Source organism: Streptomyces sp. NPDC027185 (assembly GCF_055567035.1).
The window spans coordinates 58,812-77,739 of the sequence record NZ_JBVHRF010000006.1; the positions used below are offsets into that span (position 1 = coordinate 58,812).

Annotated in this window: 15 protein-coding genes; 9 read left to right on the plus strand and 6 right to left on the minus strand. The window is 74.2% G+C overall.

Annotated features, from left to right (window positions below; translation table 11 throughout):
* Positions 1-6: 6 nt before the first annotated feature.
* Entirely contained in the window at positions 7-1,395 is a 1,389-nt protein-coding gene (locus ACZ4M8_RS20250) for a formimidoylglutamate deiminase (RefSeq protein ID WP_467609257.1), read from the minus strand.
* A complete protein-coding gene (locus tag ACZ4M8_RS20255; RefSeq protein ID WP_467609259.1) occupies positions 1,392-2,642 on the minus strand; it encodes an allantoate amidohydrolase in 1,251 nt (416 codons plus the stop codon). Before ACZ4M8_RS20255 ends, ACZ4M8_RS20250 begins: the two co-directional genes overlap by 4 nt.
* Positions 2,643-2,906: 264 nt before the next feature.
* On the opposite strand from ACZ4M8_RS20255, the gene ACZ4M8_RS20260 reads away from it, so the two are divergent.
* From ACZ4M8_RS20260 to ACZ4M8_RS20280, 5 genes are all read left to right on the plus strand, one after another.
* Entirely contained in the window at positions 2,907-3,428 is a 522-nt protein-coding gene (locus ACZ4M8_RS20260) for a hypothetical protein (protein ID WP_467609261.1), read from the plus strand.
* Positions 3,429-3,459: 31 nt separating this feature from the next.
* Positions 3,460-3,831 carry a transcriptional regulator gene (locus ACZ4M8_RS20265; protein WP_467609262.1) on the plus strand — a complete coding sequence of 124 codons (372 nt, stop codon included), beginning with the start codon at positions 3,460-3,462 and terminating at the stop codon, positions 3,829-3,831.
* Positions 3,828-4,772, plus strand: coding sequence for an ABC transporter ATP-binding protein (locus ACZ4M8_RS20270; protein WP_467609264.1), 945 nt, complete (start codon positions 3,828-3,830; stop codon positions 4,770-4,772). The genes ACZ4M8_RS20265 and ACZ4M8_RS20270 overlap by 4 nt, the downstream gene beginning before the upstream one ends.
* Positions 4,773-4,964: 192 nt before the next feature.
* Entirely contained in the window at positions 4,965-5,927 is a 963-nt protein-coding gene (locus ACZ4M8_RS20275) for an ABC transporter permease (protein WP_467609266.1), read from the plus strand.
* A 65-nt stretch (positions 5,928-5,992) separates the two neighbouring features.
* Positions 5,993-7,354 carry a type III PLP-dependent enzyme domain-containing protein gene (locus ACZ4M8_RS20280; protein WP_467609268.1) on the plus strand — a complete coding sequence of 454 codons (1,362 nt, stop codon included), beginning with the start codon at positions 5,993-5,995 and terminating at the stop codon, positions 7,352-7,354.
* Between the two features lie 512 nt (positions 7,355-7,866).
* Here ACZ4M8_RS20280 and ACZ4M8_RS20285 read toward each other — a convergent pair.
* Positions 7,867-8,454: a hypothetical protein gene (locus ACZ4M8_RS20285; RefSeq protein ID WP_467609270.1), complete on the minus strand. Its 588-nt coding sequence runs from the start codon at positions 8,452-8,454 to the stop codon at positions 7,867-7,869.
* 602 nt (positions 8,455-9,056) lie between these two features.
* Positions 9,057-10,064, minus strand: a complete 1,008-nt coding sequence (locus tag ACZ4M8_RS20290) for a MurR/RpiR family transcriptional regulator (RefSeq protein WP_467609272.1) — start codon at positions 10,062-10,064, stop codon at positions 9,057-9,059.
* A 796-nt stretch (positions 10,065-10,860) separates the two neighbouring features.
* Between ACZ4M8_RS20290 and ACZ4M8_RS20295 the strand changes: the two genes are divergently transcribed.
* On the plus strand, positions 10,861-12,279 hold the full coding sequence (locus ACZ4M8_RS20295) for a purine-cytosine permease family protein (RefSeq protein ID WP_467609984.1): 1,419 nt from the start codon (positions 10,861-10,863) through the stop codon (positions 12,277-12,279).
* Between the two features lie 417 nt (positions 12,280-12,696).
* Here the strand turns inward: ACZ4M8_RS20295 and ACZ4M8_RS20300 are convergent, their stop codons facing one another.
* Positions 12,697-14,082, minus strand: a complete 1,386-nt coding sequence (locus tag ACZ4M8_RS20300) for a cystathionine beta-synthase (RefSeq protein ID WP_467609274.1) — start codon at positions 14,080-14,082, stop codon at positions 12,697-12,699.
* Between the two features lie 187 nt (positions 14,083-14,269).
* Between ACZ4M8_RS20300 and ACZ4M8_RS20305 the strand changes: the two genes are divergently transcribed.
* The 3 genes from ACZ4M8_RS20305 to ACZ4M8_RS20315 all read left to right on the plus strand — a co-directional run bounded on the left by ACZ4M8_RS20305 (position 14,270) and on the right by ACZ4M8_RS20315 (position 18,495).
* A complete protein-coding gene (locus tag ACZ4M8_RS20305; RefSeq protein WP_467609276.1) occupies positions 14,270-15,283 on the plus strand; it encodes an SGNH/GDSL hydrolase family protein in 1,014 nt (337 codons plus the stop codon).
* A gap of 270 nt (positions 15,284-15,553) precedes the next feature.
* Positions 15,554-16,774, plus strand: coding sequence for an acetyl-CoA C-acetyltransferase (locus tag ACZ4M8_RS20310; protein WP_467609278.1), 1,221 nt, complete (start codon positions 15,554-15,556; stop codon positions 16,772-16,774).
* 770 nt (positions 16,775-17,544) lie between these two features.
* Positions 17,545-18,495 (plus strand): hypothetical protein, encoded by a 951-nt coding sequence (locus ACZ4M8_RS20315; protein ID WP_467609280.1) that lies wholly within the window; start codon positions 17,545-17,547, stop codon positions 18,493-18,495.
* A gap of 39 nt (positions 18,496-18,534) precedes the next feature.
* Here the strand turns inward: ACZ4M8_RS20315 and ACZ4M8_RS20320 are convergent, their stop codons facing one another.
* Positions 18,535-18,855, minus strand: a complete 321-nt coding sequence (locus tag ACZ4M8_RS20320; protein ID WP_467609282.1) for a hypothetical protein — start codon at positions 18,853-18,855, stop codon at positions 18,535-18,537.
* Between the last annotated feature and the right edge of the window lie 73 nt (positions 18,856-18,928).

The following is an 18,928-nucleotide window of genomic DNA, read 5'->3' on the forward strand; positions in this document are numbered from 1 at the left end:
GGCGCGTCAGTTGCTCGTGCGCACGGCGGCGATGGCCGAGGCGAGTTCGGTGGGCACGTCCGGCACGAGCGTGTGCACACCGTCCCGGACGATCTGGCGACCGCCGACGACGGTGTGCCGCACATCGGCCGCCGTCGCCGCGAATACCGCGGTCTCCGCGGCGAGGCGGGGCAGCGGGCCCGCGGTGCGTACGGAGTCCAGCGCGATCGTGGTGAGATCCGCGAGGGCGCCGGGGGTCAGGGTGCCCGCGTCGTCCCAGCCGAGGGCGGCGTGCCCGTCGGTGGTGGCGGCGCGCAGCAGCGCCGCGGCGGTCCAGTGGCCGCGGGCGCGGCTGCGCAGCCGCTCGTTCAGCTCCATGGCGCGGGCCTCTTCGAGCAGGTCGATGACGGCGTGGCTGTCGCTGCCCAGGGAGAGCGGGCTGCCGCTGTGCTGGAGGCGGGCGGCGGGGCCGATGCCGTCGGCGAGGTCGCGTTCGGTGGTCGGGCACATGCACACGCCGGTGCCGGCGCCGCCGAGCAGCCCGATGTCCTCCGGGGTGAGGTGGGTGGCGTGCACGGCGGTGGTGCGGCGGCCGAGGACGCCGTGGTCGGCGAGGAGTCGGGTGGGCGTGCAGCCGTGCGCCTCGTGGCAGGCGTCGTTCTCCGCGGTCTGCTCGGAGAGGTGGACGTGCAGCGGGGCACCGCGCTCGCGGGCCCAGTCGGCGACGGTGCCCAGCTGGGCCGCGGGCACGGCGCGTACGGAGTGGATCGCCGCGCCGATACGGGCGTGCCCGCCGCTCTTGAGGGCCGCGGCGCGTTCGGCCCAGGCGTCGGCGGTCCCGTCGGAGAACCGCTGCTGGTGCGGGGCGGGCGGGGTGCCGAAGCCGGCGGAGAGGTAGGCGGTGTCGAGGAGGGTGATGCGGATACCGGCCTCGCCGGCGGCGGCGATCAGCGCCTCACCCATGGCGTTGGGGTCGGCGTAGGCGCCGCCGCCGGGCCGGTGGTGGAGGTAGTGGAACTCGCCGACGCAGGTGATGCCGGCGAGCGCCATCTCGGCGTAGACGGCCCGCGCGAGGGCGTGGTAGCTGTCCGGGTCGAGGCGGGCGGCGGTGTCGTACATGACCTCGCGCCAGGTCCAGAAGGTGCCGGAGCCCACCTGCACGGTGGAGCGCAGCGCCCGGTGGAAGGCGTGCGAGTGGGCGTTGGCGAGACCGGGCAGCGTCAGTCCGCGCAGGACGGTGGCGTCGGGCGGCGGGGCGGCGGTGCCGGTGCGGACGGCCGTGATCCGCCCCTGCGCGGTCTCGACGGTCACACCGGGCTCGGTGTGGGTGCCGAGCCAGGCGTGTTCGAGCCAGTAGACCGCCGCGCCCTGCGGTGCGGGGGCCGGGTCCTGCGGCGTGGCGTCCTGCGGCGTCATGGGCACGCGAGACCTTCCAGTACGTCGGCGAGTGCGGTGACCCCGGCGACGCAGTCGTCCTCGGCCGCGGTTTCGGCGGGCGAGTGCGAGACGCCGGTCGGGTTGCGTACGAACAGCATGGCGGTCGGGACGCTCGCGGAGAGGATGCCCGCGTCGTGTCCGGCGCCGGTGCCCAGGACGGGCACGGGCCGCCCGCCGCCGGCGCGGGCCAGCAGAGTGCCCAGCTCGTCGCGGAGGGCGTGCCCGAATTCGACGACGGGGGTGAAGGATTCGCGGACGACGCGGAGGTCGACGCCGTCCCGGGCGGCGCTCTCCGCGGCGGCGCGTTCGATCTCCTTGACGACGGTGTCCAGGATGTCCTGGTCGGCGGCGCGCGAGTCGAGCCAGCCCCGGACGAGCGAGGGGATCGCGTTGACGCCGTTCGGCTCGACGCTGATCTTCCCGAAGGTCGCCAGGGCGCCCGCGGTCCGGGCGGCCTCGCGGGCGGCGAGGACGGTCCGGGCGTAGCTGAGCATGGGGTCGTGGCGGTCCTCCAGGCGGGTGGTGCCCGCGTGGTTGGCCTCGCCGTGGAAGTCGAAGCGCCAGCGGCCGTGCGGCCAGATGGCGGAGGCGATGCCGACGGGGTCGCCGGTCAGGTCGAGGGCGCGGCCCTGCTCGATGTGGAGTTCCACGAACGCGCCGATCCGCGCCAGCCGGTCGCGGTCGGGGCCGATCGCGTCGGGGTCGTACCCGGCGCGTTCCATCGCCTGCGGCAGGCTGACACCGTCGGCGTCGCGCAGTTCGCGGGCGTCCTCGGGGGTGAGGGCACCGGCGCTGAGCCGGGAGCCGACACAGGCCAGCCCGAAGCGGGCGCCCTCCTCGTCCCCGAAGTTGACGATGGCCAGCGGCGCGCCGAACTCCACTCCCCTGCGGCGGAGTTCGTCGAGAGCGGCGAAGGCGGAGACGACGCCGAGCGGGCCGTCGAAGGCGCCGCCGTCGGGTACGGAGTCCAGGTGGGAGCCGGTGACGACGGCGGCGCCGGGGGCGACCTCGGTGTACGAGCGGACGCCGAGCCAGGCCCACTGGTTGCCGTTGCGGTCCGTCTCGCAGGTGAGCCCGCGGGACTCGGCCTGGGCGCGGAACCACGCGCGGCAGTCGGCGTCGGCGGCGGTCCAGGCGTGGCGGCGGTAGCCGCCGGAGGAGGCGTTACGGCCGAGGGGTCGCAGCTCCCGCCACATGGTGTGGAACGACGCGGGCCGGCCGGTCATGCGCGCGCTCCCGTCGTGGGGTCGGCGGCGCCTTCACGCGGAACGGGACGAGGTCCTGGCACGGGTGCCTCCCGGCATGGATTGGATCGGGATATTCACATATTGGCTTCGTTGAATATGGCTAGTCAACAGGATCAGTAAGGGGCAGGGCAGAGCAACCGGACCGGACCCACGCGAGGATTCACCCCGTTTTCGACTTGCCCACCAGGAAAGCCGGTGTTAGCTTTCCTACTGGGAAAGTAACGTCACGGGGAGGGGACGACCATGACCACACCGGTCGATGCGGAGCGCGCCTGGCAGGACCTCCAGCGCATCCGGGTGCCGCAGGAGCGGGTCTACGACGAGATGGAGCGCTGCGCGTCCGGCGACGCGGCCACCACCTACACCACGGCCGCACTCATGTGGCTCTTCGTCGCCAGTTGGGGCCTGACCCTGCCGCGCTGGGCCTTCCTGCTGCTGACCGTCGCCTACGTCGCCCTGCTCGGCACCCTGATCGGCCTCCGTGCCCGCCGCGCGCGGGTCCGGCTGCACCGCTCCCGGTACACCTGGCGCTCAGGCGTCTCCGCCCTGCTGGGCGCCGCGGTGACGCTCACCACGATCCTGCTCTCGGGGTACGCCGCCGAGACCCTGCGGCTGCCGCTGCCCACCGTGATCCAGGCCACCGTCTCCGCGGGCGTCTTCATACTCTGCGCGGGCCCGATGAACCGCTGGACGCTGACCGCGCTGCGCGGGCACGGCGCCGGGCCCGCCCCGGGCGAGGCCCCCGCCGCACCGGCCGCCCGATGATCCGCCCCCTCGGCGAGGAGAGGAACACCCGATGAGCACCCCGACAGGTTTCGACGAACTGATCCATCCGGCGACCCGGCTCTCCGTGGTGGCCCTGCTCGCGACCGCCGAATGGGCCGACTTCCCGTTCATCCGCGACAGCCTCTCGCTCAGCGACTCGGCGCTCTCCAAGCAGCTGCACACCCTGGAGGAGGCCGGATACCTGGAGATCCGCAAGGAGGGTGGCGGCCGCCGGCGCCGCACCAAGGTCCGGCTCACCGGCCGCGGCAGGACCGCGTTCGAGGGCCATGTGGCGGCGCTCCGGGCCATCGTGGAGAACGCCCCGACCGCCATCCCGCCGGCCACCCCGCCCGCCGAGGACGCCACTCCGGTGCCCGCCACCGCCGCCGAGGCGACCCGATGACGGCGCCCACGGTGTCCGCGCGTCCCGGCGGCGCCCCGGTGATCCGGGCGCGCGAGCTGCGGATGACGTACGGCGGCAGGGAGGTGCTGTGCGGTGTGGACCTGGAGGTGCACCGCGGCGAGATCCTCGCCCTGCTCGGGCCGAACGGCGCGGGCAAGACCACCACCGTGGAGATCCTGGAGGGCTTCCGGCGGCGTTCGGCGGGCGAGGTCGAGGTACTGGGCACCGATCCGGCCCACGGCGACGAGGCATGGCGCGCCCGCCTCGGCCTGGTCCTCCAGACCTGGCGGGATCACGGACGCTGGCGGGTCGGCGAACTCCTGGCCCACTTCGCGCGCTACTACCGCGAGCCGCGTGACCCGGAAGCGCTGCTGCGGCTCGTCGGACTCACCGACCACGCCGGCCGGCAGGCGGCCCGGCTCTCGGGCGGCCAGCGGCGCCGCCTCGACGTGGCGCTCGGCATCATCGGCCGCCCCGAACTCCTCTTCCTGGACGAGCCGACCACCGGTTTCGACCCCGAGGCCCGCCGCGACTTCCACGACCTGGTCGAACGCCTCGCCCGGGACGAGGGGGTGACGGTCCTGCTCACCACGCACGACCTCGCCGAGGCCGAACGGCTCGCCGACCGCATGGCGATGCTGGTCAGCGGCCGGATACGCGCCTGCGGCACACCGCACGAACTGGCCCGGCGAGCCGCCGCGCAGGCGGAGGTCCGCTGGACGGACCCGGACGGTACGCCGCGCCGGGAGCGGACCGCCGACCCCTCCCAACTGGTCTGGCAACTGCACCGCTCGACCGACGGCCCCCTCCCTGACCTGGAGGTACGCCGCCCGACACTGGAGGACACCTACCTCCACATGCTGCACGGGAAGGACACCACGGCCGCCCCGTCAGCCGGCCGTGCGCAGGACACCGCAGGCCACGGGAGACGAGCGGCCTGACCGCGCGCGGGCGCGGGCTGCAGGAGATCCGCGCCCCCGGGCACCGATGGACCGGGCCCACGGCTGCGGAGAACGCGGGGCGGAGCCGCGCCGAGGCGGGACGCGGCCCGGTCCGGGCCTGGGCCGGTGGACCTCCCGGCTGGAGGCCCCGCACGAGCGTGAACGACGAGAACCACAAGGGGGAATGACGCCATGACAGGTACAGGCGCAGAGGTAGGCACAGGTACGGAGACAGCCGCGGAGGGGGTACCCGGCCGGGCTCCGGTGCGGGAGCGGAACGCCGACACGCGGAACGCCGGTGCGCGAGGGCGGATCTGGCGGGCCGGGTGGGCGCGGGGGGTCATCGAGGTACGGCATCTGCTGCGCAACCGTAAGGAGATGAGCGGGCAGCTGTTCAACGTCGTGATCGCGCTGTTGATCGCGGGGACGCTGAGCGGCACCGTGCCCGGCACCCGAATCCCGCTGGGCCATCTCGCCCTCGCCGGTTTCGCCGCATATCTGCTCTTCCAGGTGGGGCTGATGAACCTGCCGCAGATGATGGTGACCGAGCGGGAGGAGGGCACGCTGCTGCGGCTGCGGGTCACACCGGGTGGCATACCGGCCTATCTGCTGGCCAAGGCACTGCTGATGACGGCGATGGCCGTGGGCACGCTGGTGGTGTTGCTGGTGGCGGGCGCGCTGCTGGTGGACGGGCCGCTGCCGCACGGAGTGGGCGGCTGGCTGACGCTGCTGTGGGTGACCGTGCTGGGCCTGCTCGCCGTCATACCGCTGGGCGCCGCCATCGGAGCCGTGCTCCCCAACCCGCGGGAAGCGCTGGCGCTGCTGATGCTTCCGGTGATGGCACTACTGGTGACCTCGGGGGCGGTGTTCCCGCTGACCGCGCTGCCCGAGGTGGTCCAGCGGGTGGCCTCCTGCTTCCCGCTGCGGTGGATGGCGCAGGGCATACGGTCGGCGCTGCTGCCGGACGCGGCGCGGGTGGCGGAGCCCGCCGGGTCCTGGGATCTGCCGTGGGTCGCGCTGGTGCCGGCGGCGTGGGCGGTCCTCGGGTTCCTGCTGGCCGTACCGCTGTTGCGGCGGGCCACCCGGCGGGAGTCGGGGTCGCGGTTGTCCGCGCGGCGGCGGAAGGCGGAGCTGAGCGGCGCCGGAGTGGTGTAACAGCTCGGTGACCGCTCCCCGGACACCTGTGGCGCCCTGCGCCGCGGCGATGATGGAGTGACGGTATGACTGGCCTCACCTCTGGTTCTCCGACCGTTCCGGGCCTCACGGACCGGGACCATGCCGTACGGGCAGCCGTCGAGCAGGGGCTCGTGGGCCCCGCCGCACCCGTCGCCGGGTTGCTGGATGTCGCGGGCGTGCGGCGTTCGGCGGCCGAGCTCCGTGCCGCGTTCGCCGAGTTCAGCGATGCCGGGGTGCCCGTGCTGCACGCGTTCGCGGTCAAGGCGGCGTCGCTGGTGCCGGTGTTGCGGCTGCTCGTCGACGAAGGGCTCGGCTGCGAGGTGGCCAGCCCCGGGGAGCTGGCGCTGGCCCGCGCGGCGCGGGTCCCGGTCCGGCGCACGGTGCTGGACTCGCCCGCCAAGACCCCGGCCGAACTGCGGGAGGCTTTGGCGCTGGGCATCGCGGTCAATATCGACAACCCGCAGGAGTTGGCCCGGGTCGACGCGCTGGTGGCGTCGGCGCCGACCGCCGCGCCGTTGGGGCTGCGGGTCAATCCGCAGCTCGGCGGCGGCAGCATCGGCGCGATGAGCACCGCCACGGACACCTCGAAGTTCGGGGTGGCCCTGCGTGACGAGGGTGCCCGCGCCTGGGTGGTGCGGGCCTACCTGGACCGCCCCTGGCTGACCCGGCTGCACGGCCACGTCGGGTCGCAGGGCATGGCGTTGCCGGTGATGGCCGACGGCGTCCGGGCCCTGTACGACCTCGCCGAGGAGATCAACGCGCGGGCGGGCCGGACACAGGTCACCACCCTCGACATCGGTGGCGGACTGCCGGTGAACTTCTCGTCGGACCGGGTCACGCCCACCTACCGGGAGTATGTGGAGGTACTGCGGGAGCGGGCGCCGGGGCTGTTCCGGGGGCGGTACGGGCTGGTGACGGAGTTCGGCCGGTCCCTGCTGGCCAAGCACGGCACGGTCCTGGCGCGGGTGGAGTACGCGAAGTCGGCGGGCGGGCGGCCGATCGCGGTCACCCACGCGGGGGCTCAGGTCGCCACCCGGACGGTGTTCGCCCCGGACGCCTGGCCGATCCGGGTCGCCGCCTACGACGCGCGGGGGCTCCGTAAGGAGGGGCCGCCGGTCGCCCAGGATGTCGCCGGGCCGTGCTGTTTCGCGGGCGACCTGGTCGCCCGGAACCGCTCCCTGCCCCTTTTGGAGTCCGGCGACCACGCCGCCCTGCTGGACACCGGCGCGTACTACTTCTCCACCCACTTCGCCTACAACTCCCTGCCCCGCCCCGGGGTTTACGGCTATACGGCGGCCCCGTCGGGCGAGGTCCGCTTCGCGACCGTCCGCGCGCCGCAGACCCTGGAGGAGCTGACGGCGGAGAGCGGCGCGGCGCACGGGGAGGAGCTGCGCACGTTGCGGTGAGCGGTAGGACGGTGGAGCAGCTGGTGTGTCCGCCCGGTGGCATCCCGGCCCTCGGCCGGCCGGCCGGCGCGGGCCGCACCGCCGCCGGGAGGCCGCACCCGCGACACGTCCCCCGCCCCGCGAGGGAAGCACCACGCCCGGACTCGGAACCACCGGGCGCCCGGCCGAGGCGAACGGAAACACGTGACCCGGCCGGGCCGGCCGGAAACCGGCCGGACAGATGAAAGAGCGCTCCGACCAGGGCGAACGCTCACGGGCAGCCCCACCGGAGCGGTCCGCGACAGACAGCCCCGCTCAGACGAACCGGGCGGGGAGGAGGGAGCCGAGCTGGGCGCACCAACCCGGACCACCTCCCAAGCCCCCGGTCCCACCGGCTCAGGCAGATCAGCTCAAGCCAACCGCTCCGCGCGAACCGGCCCGGACGGACCCACCCGAACGAACCGTCGCGAACAGACCGCTCCGGCCGGACCGCCCCGAAGCAGGACGCCCTGCCGGACGCCGCCCACGCCCGGTCAGGACGGGCGGCGCGGGGTACGGGTGCGGGCGCGGGCGCCGCCAGGGGACGCGTCGCCTGCGGCCAGGCCGGTGGTCCGGTGACCGGGGACGGTGCGGCCGGCGGCACCGCCGCGTACCGCCGCTTCGGTGCGGACCCAGAGCAGGGCCTCGTGCTCCCGCTCCCAGCGGCCGAGCCGCAGCGCCTTGGCCCACAGCCCGAGCGCGGCACCGGCCATCAGCAGGCCACCCGCCGCGGGCAGGACGGACGACGAGGCGACGGCGGCCAGAAAGGTGAGCAACAGCCACCAGCGGTGGGCCCGGCGCCAGGTGCGGAGGGTGACCGCACGGTCTTGGAGGACGACGGCCCGGCCGGCCCGTTCCGCCGCGCCCACCAGCGTCTTCCAGCGGCGATGGCGCGCGGCGTACACGGCGAACGCCGCGATCACGCCGAGCGCGAGCCCGGCGAGCACCCCGATCCGCCGCCCCGTCAGCCCCGTCGGCAGCGCACCGATTCCGGCCGCGAACAGTCCGGACCACCACAGCCACCCGGCCGGCGCCCGGACGATCACCGCCACCCGCGCCAGCCCGTAAGCCCCACGCCCCACGCCGGGACCTCCTCACCTCGATCACGGTACGGACGTGCCGGTACGCGTTCCGGCACGTCCGTACCGCCACACCTGTACCGACACCCCCGTACCGGACGCGGAGCGTAGTAAGCCCGGATGAGGATTCCCTGAGATGAGCGACGGGGCCCGGCAACCGGCGGCGCTCCGGCCGCCCGCCACACGAGAACACCGCACCCGGCGCGCCCACGCCCCGAGGCCGCGGCCACCCGAACGCCCCCGGCTGCCCGCCCCGTACGGCCTGCCTCCCCGTACGGCCCGGAACGGGCCCCGGCTCACGCCCGCACCGCCCCGCTCCGTACGGACCGGACCGACCGCGCGCCGGCTCCTCCATCTGCACCTGCGGCTCCCACGCCTGACGCCCATCAGCGTCCGCCCGAAAGGGAGAGGCCGGGCCCCGGAGCGGGGGCTGACCCCACACCGGGCCACAGCCGCGCCCCGACCGGCACAGTCCCGCCCGGCCCGGCACCGTCCGGGAGGCCCTAGCGCGGCACCCGAAAACCACCCCGCACAGCCCCGTCCGGCACCGCGCCCCCACCATGCAGGTTCCGCGCAGCCGCCGCCCGCGCCGTCCGGGTCTGTCCTCACTCCACGAACAGTCCCCGGGCCGCGGCTCTTGCGTCGAATTCCTCCAGGCGGGCCTGGGCGTCGGGGAGGGCGTCGCACATCGCTTCCAGGAGGACGCGGCCGAGGAGCATCGGGGCGCACACCGTGTCGAAGGCCAGGCCGGTGCCGACGGGGGCGGGGAGGAGCAGGTCGGTGTGGTGGGCGACGGGGGCGAAAGCGCTGTCGGCGACGGTGACGACGGTCAGCCCGGCGGCGCGGGCGTACTCCAGGGCCTCGACCACCTCGCGCGGGTGGCGGGGCAGCGCGAAGCAGAGGAGGGTGGTCGCCCCGGCGCGTACGGCGGCGTCGATGCGGTCGGCGAGGAGGGAGCCGCCCTCGTCGAGGAGACGGACGTCCGGGTGCACCTTGCGGGCGAAGTAGACGAAGCCGGCGGCCTGGGCGGTGGCCGCGCGAAGGCCGAGGACGGGCAGCGGCCGGGAGGCGGCGAAGAGCCGGCCCGCCCGAGCGACCGGCTCCGGGTCGGCGAGGACGGCCGCGAGGTGGCGGAGGTTGTCGATCTCCGCCTGGACCGCCTGCTGGTACTCGTTGGCCACGGCCGTGGCGTCCGGCCCGGCCGGGGCGGTGTCGCGCAGGTGGCGGCGGAGCGCCGGGTAGCCGTCGAAGCCGAGGGCGACCGCGAAGCGGGTGACGGAGGGCTGGCTGACCCCGGCGAGTTCGGCGAGTTCGACGCTGGAGAGGAACGGCGCGTCGGCGGCCCGGCGCACCATGCAGTGCGCGATACGCCGCTGGGTGGGCGTCAGCCGCCGCCCCTCGAAGAGCCGCTGCAACCGCGCGCCCGCCGCACCACCACCCCCCGGAAGCGCTCCCTCCGCCGAAGCCCCGGCCACAGCTCTGGCGTCGCCGGACGCTCCGGGCGCCCCAGACGTCCCGGGCAGTCCGGGCGGTCCGAGCGCTCCAGGCACTCCGGGCCCGTGCGAAGCTCCGGTTCCAGCCGACGCCCGGCTCTCAACGCCTCCCTCGGACATCGGACTCCCACCATCCGCCTCGGCCTCACCGGACACGCCGTCCCCACTCGAAGCTTCAACCCCATCCGAAGCTTCAGCCTCACCGGACACGCCACCTCCACCCGACACTCGCCACCCACTGGCCACCTCAGACACTCGACCCCCACCATCTCCCCGGGCCTCACCGGCCATACCGGCCATACCGGCCCCACGCGAAGTTCCAGCCGCACCCGACGCCCCGACGGCACCGGCCGAGATCTCCGCCTCACCGGCCACTTCGCCCTCACCGAGCGCCCTGACCTCACCGCCCACCCGAGCTACCCCAGGCTCACGCAACGCCTCGGCCTCACCGGATGCCCCAGACCTACCCGCCGCCTCGGCCTCACCGAAGGATCCGGCCCTGTGCGACGCCTCGGCCCCACGGGACGCCTTAGCCTCACGCACTTCCCCAGCCTCACCACTCACCGCAGGCACCCAGCCCTCGCCCTCACCAGGCCCCTCGGCCGCCCCAGCTCCGCCCGCCCCCTCGGCCTCGCCGTCAGCCCCCGTACCGCTGTCCCCATCCCCGCGCATCGCCTCTAACCTCCTGGCCCGGTCGGGGGCCTCTCGCCTACCGCCCGACTCTACGGAAACTCCGACCGACGACATCCGCCACGCCACCGCGACCGCGCGCCCCGACTCCACTCCCCCCGCTCAAGCCACCACCACCCGTTCCCCCATCCGCTCCCCCGTCCCCCCATCCCACTCCCCCCGACCTATTGACCTCCCATTCATTCCCCCTTAAACCTGAATGACTTCATACAGGGAGGTGGTGTCCATGGCCGGTGTGGTGGAGAGACGCTCGATCGATGTCGTTCCGGACGAGGAGCGGCACGGCAGTGCGTTCAGCCAGTTCACGCTCTGGCTGGGCGCCAATCTGCAGATCACCGCGGTGGTCACCGGCGCCCTGGCCGTCGTCTTCGGCGCGACGCCCCTGTGGGCGCTGGCCGGTCTGCTCGTCGGCAATCTGCTCGGCGGCACCGTGATGGCGCTGCACTCCGCGCAGGGCCCGCGGCTCGGACTGCCGCAGATGATCACGTCCCGGGCGCAGTTCGGGGTGCGCGGCGCCGTCGTTCCGCTGGCGCTGGTCATCGTGATGTACATCGGCTTCTTCGCCAGCGGCACGGTGCTGGCCGGGCAGGCCGTCGGGGAGCTGACGCATCTCGGCGACACCACCGGGATCATCGTGTTCGCGCTGGTCACAGGCGTCGCCGCGACCGTCGGGTACCGCTTGATCCATCTGCTCGGCAAGGTCGCCGGGCTGGTGTGCGCGCTCGCCTTCGTCTACCTCGGCGTCCGCCTCCTCGACCACGCCGACCTCGGTGCGCTGCTGCACCCGCGCGGGTTCGGGCTGCCCGTCTTCCTGCTGGCCGTCTCGCTCTCCGCCTCCTGGCAGCTGGCGTTCGGGCCGTACGTCGCCGACTACTCGCGCTATCTGCCGCGCCGTACGTCGGCCCGTGCCACGTTCTGGTGGACGCTGTCCGGTTCGGTGCTCGGCGCGCAGTGGTCGATGACGTTCGGCGCGCTGGCGGCGGCCGCGGCGCCCGCCGCGTTCGTCGGGCACGAGGTGACGTACATCGTGGGGCTCGGCGGCGCCGGGCTGATCGCGTCGCTGCTCTACTTCGTCATCGCGCTCGGCAAGCTCACGATCAACATCCTCAACACGTACGGCGGCTTCATGTCGCTGGTGACCGGCGTCAGCGGCTTCCGCGGGCAGCGCACCCTGTCGCCGCGCGCCCGTGCCGCGTACATCGCCGCGATCATGGTGGCGGGGACCGTCGTGGCGCTGCTGGGCAAGGATTCGTTCCTCACCGCGTTCAAGGACTTCCTGCTGTTCCTGCTGACGTTCTTCACGCCGTGGTCGGCGATCAACCTCGTCGACTACTACCTGATCTCCAAGGAGCGGTACGACATCCCGGCGCTGACCGATCCGCAGGGCCGCTACGGCGCGTGGAACGGCACGGCGCTCTCGGTCTACGCCCTCGGCGTCCTGGCCCAGCTGCCGTTCCTGGCCACCGCGTTCTACACCGGCCCGCTGGTCGCCCCGCTCGGCGGCGCCGACCTCTCCTGGCTCGTCGGCCTGCTGGTGCCCGCCGCGCTGTACGGGGTCCTCGCCCGGCGCGACACGGGACGGATGGTGCCGCCGGAGCCGGACGCGGCCCCCGCCGAGGGGCCGGAACCGGCCATGCCCCGCTGAGCGGGGCGCCCGCCGGAAGACGCCGGAAAGAGGGGACGGGGACCGCCGCACCCCGGCCGCAGCCGGAGTCGGGACGACGGCGGTCCCCGTGAGGGAGACCTTCCGGGCCAGGTCCGGAAGGCGTCCCGGCGAAGCTGGAGGTCCGGGAGCCGCTCCGGAGTTCCGATCGCCGTGCTCAGTAATCTGCCGGAGCCGTGTTAAGTCCGTGCTGCGTACACATGACGCATCCGTACATCTTGCGCGGCGGACCGGCGGTGTGCCGGACGGCGGACCGGCCGCCCGCCGGCCCCGCCGCCCGGTACGGGGCCCGCCACCGGCCCCGGGCACGGCCCCGCGCCCGCGCCCGAAGCCCGGCCACCGGCGGTCCGGCGCCGCGCCCCCGTACCGGCAGCCCGGCCACCGGCCGTGCCCCGTTCCCTACTTCCCGGCCTCGCGCGCCAGGTACGCCAGCAGGTCCTGGCGGCTGACGACGCCCTTCGGCTTGCCCTCCACGAGGACGATGGCGGCGTCCGCGCCCTCCAGGACGGCCATCAGGTCGGCGACCGGCTCACCGGAGCCGACCTGCGGCAGCGGCGCCGACATGTGCTTCTCCAGCGGGTCCGACAGCGAGGCGCGCTGGGCGAAGAGCGCGTCGAGGAGTTCCCGCTCGACGACGGAGCCGACGACCTCGGCGGCCATCACGTCCGGGTGCCCGGCGCCCGGCTTGACGATCGGCATCTGGGAGACGCCGTACTCGCGCAGCACCTCGATCGCCTCGCCGACGGTCTCCTCCGGGTGCATGTGCACCAGCGACGGCAGCGCGCCCTCCTTGTGGGCCAGCACCTCGCCGACGGCGGTGGTGCCGCCCTCCTCCAGGAAGCCGTAGTCGGCCATCCACTCGTCGTTGAAGATCTTCGAGAGGTAGCCGCGGCCGCTGTCCGGCAGCAGGACGACCACCACGTCGTCCGGCCCGAGCCCGGAGGCGACCTCCAGGGCGGCCACCACGGCCATCCCGCAGGAGCCGCCGACCAGCAGCCCCTCCTCCTTGGCCAGCCGCCGGGTCATCTGGAAGGCGTCCTTGTCCGACACCGCGACGATCTCGTCGGCGACGGTCCGGTCGTACGCGGTCGGCCAGAAGTCCTCGCCGACGCCCTCGATCAGGTAAGGCCGCCCGGAGCCGCCGCTGTAGACGGAGCCCTCCGGGTCGGCGCCGACGACCTTCACGCGGCCGTCACTGGCGTCCTTCAGATAGCGACCGGTGCCGCTGATCGTGCCGCCGGTGCCGACGCCCGCCACGAAGTGGGTGATCTTCCCGTCGGTCTGCTCCCACAGCTCCGGGCCGGTCGACTCGTAGTGCGAGCGCGGGTTGTTCGGGTTGCTGTACTGGTCGGGCTTCCAGGCGCCCGGCGTCTCACGGACCAGCCGGTCGGAGACGTTGTAGTACGAGTCGGGGTGCTCGGGGTCGACGGCGGTCGGGCAGACCACGACCTCGGCGCCGTAGGCCCGCAGCACATTGATCTTGTCCGTCGAGACCTTGTCGGGGCAGACGAAGATGCACTTGTAGCCCTTCTGCTGGGCCACGATCGCCAGGCCCACGCCGGTGTTGCCGGACGTCGGCTCGACGATGGTGCCGCCCGGCTGCAACGCGCCCGACTCCTCGGCCGCCTCGATCATCCGCACCGCGATCCGGTCCTTGACCGAGCCGCCGGGGTTGAAGTACTCGACCTTGGCCAGCACGGTCGCCTGGATGCCTTGGGTGACGTTGTTGAGCCGCACCAGCGGGGTGTTGCCGACAAGCTCAATCATCGATTCGTAAAACTGCACGGTGGTCTCCGCGGTCGGGGGCACGCTGTCCTGCGCCCATCACTTCAGCCTATTGCCCGGCCGTCCCGGGGACCGCCGCGTTGCGTTCGGTGCCCTACGGGGCAACAACCTGTTGTACGAGTTCCCGGCGCGCGCCGACCTCCGGTACGGGGCGCGCCGACGCACTGCACGGGGAGGTGCCCGGCCTATGCCGATGACGTTGTCCAGGGCGAGGGTGGCCCGGCGGATCGCCGCCGCCGCGGCGTACGGCGGCGGCGGGATCGGCCTGCTCGGGGTGGCCGCCGCCGGGGTGCTGCTGACCGAGGTCCAGCTGGCGCGCCGCACGGTCGGCGGCTCCGGCGACATCCCGCCGTGCGCCGACGGCCGCTACGGCGCCGCGTTCGGCCACGGCACCGACCGGCCGCCGCTGCGGCTCGGCTTCCTCGGCGACTCCACCGCGGCGGGCCAGGGCGTCCGCCGGGCCCGCGAGACCCCGGGCGCCCTGCTCGCCTCCGGCCTCGCCGCGCTGTCGGAGCGGCCGGTCGACTTCCGCAACGTCGCGCTGCCCGGGGCGCAGTCCGACGACCTGGAGCGGCAGGTCGGCCTGTTGCTGGCGGACGGCGCGCCCGCCCCGGACGTCTGCGTGATCATGATCGGCGCGAACGACGTCACCCACCGGATGCCGCCGGCCCGCTCCGTCCGGCTGCTGTCGGACGCGGTCCGCCGGCTGCGGGCGGCCGGCAGCGAGGTCGTCGTCGGCACCTGCCCGGACATGGGCACCATCGAGCCGGTCTACCAGCCGCTGCGCTGGGTGGCCCGGCGGCTGTCGCGGCAGCTGGCGGCGGCGCAGACCATCGGCGTGGTGGAGAACGGCGGCCGGACGGTCTCGCTCGGCGATCTGCTGGGCCCGGAGTTCGAGGCCCGGCCGCGGGAGCTGTTCGGCCCGGACAACTACCACCCGTCGGCGGAGGGATACGCCACCGCCGCGATGGCGGTGCTGCCGACGCTCTGCGCGTCCCTCGGCCTGTGGCCGGAGGGCGAGCACCCCGAGCCCGCCCGGTACGAGGGCGTGCTCCCGGTCGAGCAGGCGGCGGCGGAGGCGGCGTCCGAGGCCGGTACGGAGGTCACCTCGGCCCGCGCCCCCTGGGCCCTGCTCAAGCACCGCAGGCGGCGCCGTATCCCCGTCCCCGAGAAGTCGGACCGGCCGCCGGTGGCGCGGTGAGGGACGGAGCGGACGCGGGGCGCCGGGCGGGAGCCGTCCGGCGCCCCGCGCCGTCGCGGACACAGGCCCCGGGGCCGGCCCCGGCCGCGCCGGGCCGGCTCCCCGGCGGGGCACACATAAGCGTCCGCTTAGAAAAGAGTCCCGCATCACAGCGCGCACCCCGTGACCTTGGCGGTACGTACCGGTAACTTCCCTGAGAGTCCAGCCCGCCCGCGCCCGACGAGGCCCCAGGGTCTCGCGTCGCCGCAGTTACGACCCCTTGGAGCCGTGATGCCCGAAGCCGTCATCGTCTCAGCCGCCCGCTCCCCGATCGGCCGCGCCTTCAAGGGCTCGCTCAAGGAGCTGCGGCCGGACGACCTGACCGCGAAGATCGTCGAGGCGGCGCTGGCGAAGGTGCCCGAGCTGGACCCGAAGGACATCGACGACCTGATGCTCGGCTGCGGTCTGCCCGGCGGCGAGCAGGGCCACAACCTCGGCCGGATCGTCGCCGTCCAGCTCGGCATGGACCACCTGCCGGGCTGCACCATCACCCGCTACTGCTCCTCGTCGCTCCAGACCTCCCGGATGGCGCTGCACGCGATCAAGGCGGGCGAGGGCGACGTCTTCATCTCGGCGGGCGTCGAGACCGTCTCGCGGTCGGTGAACGGCAGCTCGGACGGGATGCCCGGCACCCACAACCCGCTCTTCGCCGACGCGGAGGCGCGCACCGCGGCCCGCGCGGAGCAGGCGGGCGCGGGCTGGCACGACCCGCGCGAGGACGGCCTGGCCCCGGACGCGTACATCGCGATGGGGCAGACGGCGGAGAACCTCGCCCGGCTCAAGGGCGTCACCCGCCAGGACATGGACGAGTTCGGCGTCCGCTCGCAGAACCTCGCCGAGAAGGCCATCGCGGCCGGTTTCTGGGAGCGGGAGATCACCCCGGTCACGCTGCCGGACGGCACGGTCGTCTCGCAGGACGACGGTCCGCGGGCGGGCGTCACGCTGGTGGGCGTCCAGGGCCTGAAGCCGGTGTTCCGCCCGGACGGGCTGGTCACCGCGGGCAACTGCTGCCCGCTGAACGACGGCGCCGCCGCACTGGTGATCATGTCCGACACCAAGGCGCGCGAGCTGGGTCTGACCCCGCTGGCCCGGATCGTCTCCACCGGCGTCTCCGGCCTCTCCCCCGAGATCATGGGCTACGGCCCCGTCGAGGCCAGCAAGCAGGCGCTGCGCCGGGCCGGTCTGACCATGTCCGACATCGACCTGGTCGAGATCAACGAGGCGTTCGCCGCGCAGGTCATCCCGAGCTACCGGGACCTCGACATCCCGCTGGACAAGCTGAACGTCAACGGCGGCGCCATCGCCGTCGGCCATCCCTTCGGCATGACCGGCGCCCGCATCACCACCACCCTGATCAACTCCCTCCAGTGGCACGACAAGCAGTTCGGCCTGGAGACGATGTGCGTGGGCGGCGGCCAGGGCATGGCGATGGTCATCGAGCGGCTGAGCTGAGCCGCAGCGGAGGGTAGGGGTCGCCCGACGAAGGAGGGCGGCACCTGCCCGCAGCGGAGGCGAAGCTCAGCGCGACCACGAGCACGCGCGGCTGAGCTGAGCCGCAGCGGAGGGTAGGGGTCGCCCGACGAAGGAGGGCGGCACCTGCCCGCAGCGGAGGCGAAGCGGAACGCGACCACAAACACGCGCGGCTGAGCTGAGCCGCAGCGGAGGAGGGCACCCGCCCGCAGCGGAGGCGAAGCTCAGCGCGACCACGAGCACGCGCGGCTGAGCTGAGCCGCAGCGGAACGCGACCGGGAACGGCGCGTGGTCGGGTCTCGGCCGCCTGTCGGCGTACGCCGTCGGTCCGGGGCGCCGTTGAGGGTGCGTGGGAAAGCGAGAGGTCAACTGACCTTTTCCCGCGCACCCTTCGTCGCCGTACGGGCACGCTCGGCAAGACCGCGTGAGATGGGTCACCCGGTGACAAGATCGCGACCCAATCGCCGTCAGGATTGTGACCAACGCCCCGTCGGAGCAGGGTTTTTGCAGGTCAGTTGAGGGTCACTCGTTCATACGAGGCCCCAAGCCCCCACTATTTCGGGACAAAGCGCTCTGGGAACGGTCGCCGACGACCGGCAGGCTGAGGTAGAAGTCGAAAGACCTTCTGCTATGGGGAGTACACCAGTGAGCGAGCGCAGCGAACCCAGCAAGGCCGCCTTTGCGGTCGTCGGCCGGGAGTGGGCCGTCGACCGGCGCGCGCCCCGTGCCACGGAGCGACACGGGGAGGGCGCATGAGCGTCATGAACCTCGTCCTCCTCGTGGCCGCGGCCGGCGCCGTCGCGGTCGGCGCCGCGGCGCTGCACACCGTCCGGGGGCTGCGCCGCCAGCTCACCGAGATGCGTACCGAGCTGGTGACCACCCGCGAGACCCTCTCCGCCCGTGCCGACGCGCTCTGCGCGATCCCGGCCGCCCGGCGGACCGAGGCCGACGCGACGCCGCTGGCCGACATACGCGCGGCGGTCGCCGACGCCCTCGCCGAGGAGCGGGAGCGGGAGCTGGCCGAGGCGCGGGCGTTCTGGGCCGCGCAGGAGGCCCGGGACGCCGCGGACGCCCCGTCGCTGCTGGGCGGGGTGACCGGCGTCGGCGACGAGAGCCCGCTGGACCCCCGCGACCTCTTGGACGACCGGTTCGACGCGCGGCCGTTCCTGCCGCGCCAGGCGGACCTGGCCGGTCTGGAGCCGGTGCTCGGCCCGGACGCGCTGGAGCCGTTCACCGTGCCGGAACCGTTCACCGTGGTGGAGCCCGCGCTGGAGGCGTCGGAGGCGCTGCGCGCCGCCGAGTGGGAGGCCGCCGAGGAGGGCGAGTCGGCGGAGCTGGCCGCCGCCCGCCGCCGCCACCCCTCGCACCCGGACTTCACACCGGTCGCCGCCGTCACCGACCACGAGCGGACGGTGGCCTGCCTGGAGGAGCTGGCCGAGCGGAGCGTGCCGCTGGCCGACGTCCGCCCGGGACCGCTGGGCACCCTCGACGTGTACGTCTTCACCGACGGCACCACGCTCTGTCTGACGCCGGGCCACCGCGAGACGTCCGAGAGCGTCGCCGAGGCGCTGCGGGACGGGCACGCCCCGGTGCTGCTGGGCGGTTCCGCCATCGCCGGGGCGTACGCCCTGACGTTCGCGTGGGGCGAGGCCCGGCAGGAGAGTGTCTACATCCTGGCCGACCGCGTCATCGCCTCGCTCTGACCCGCGGGCGGCACGCCCCGGCCGCCGTCCGGGCCCGCGCTACCAGCGCCGCGCCGTCTCCCCGATCAGCGCCACGGCCTCCGCCACCTCCTCGGCGGAGGCCGTTGCCGCGTGCCGCAAAGCTTCGGCGAGGTCGTGTCCGGCGACGGAGAGCTGGTCACCGGCGGCGAACAGCCCCGCGTCGGGCAGTTCGTACGGCTCCTGGTCCGGGCGCTCCAGGCGCTGGGCGCGGGCGGTCAGCTCCCGCGCCAGGGCGAGCCCGTCGGCGGCGGCGCCCCGGCGCAGGGCGCTCTGCGGCAGCGAACGGAGGCGGTCGGCGAAGGCGTCCACGGCGTGGAGCAGCGGCGTTACGTCAGGCACGGCGCGAGCCTATGCGACGGCCCGTGGTCGGCGCGTACTGCCCGGGGGCGCCGGGCAGGTGGCCGTGCGGGCG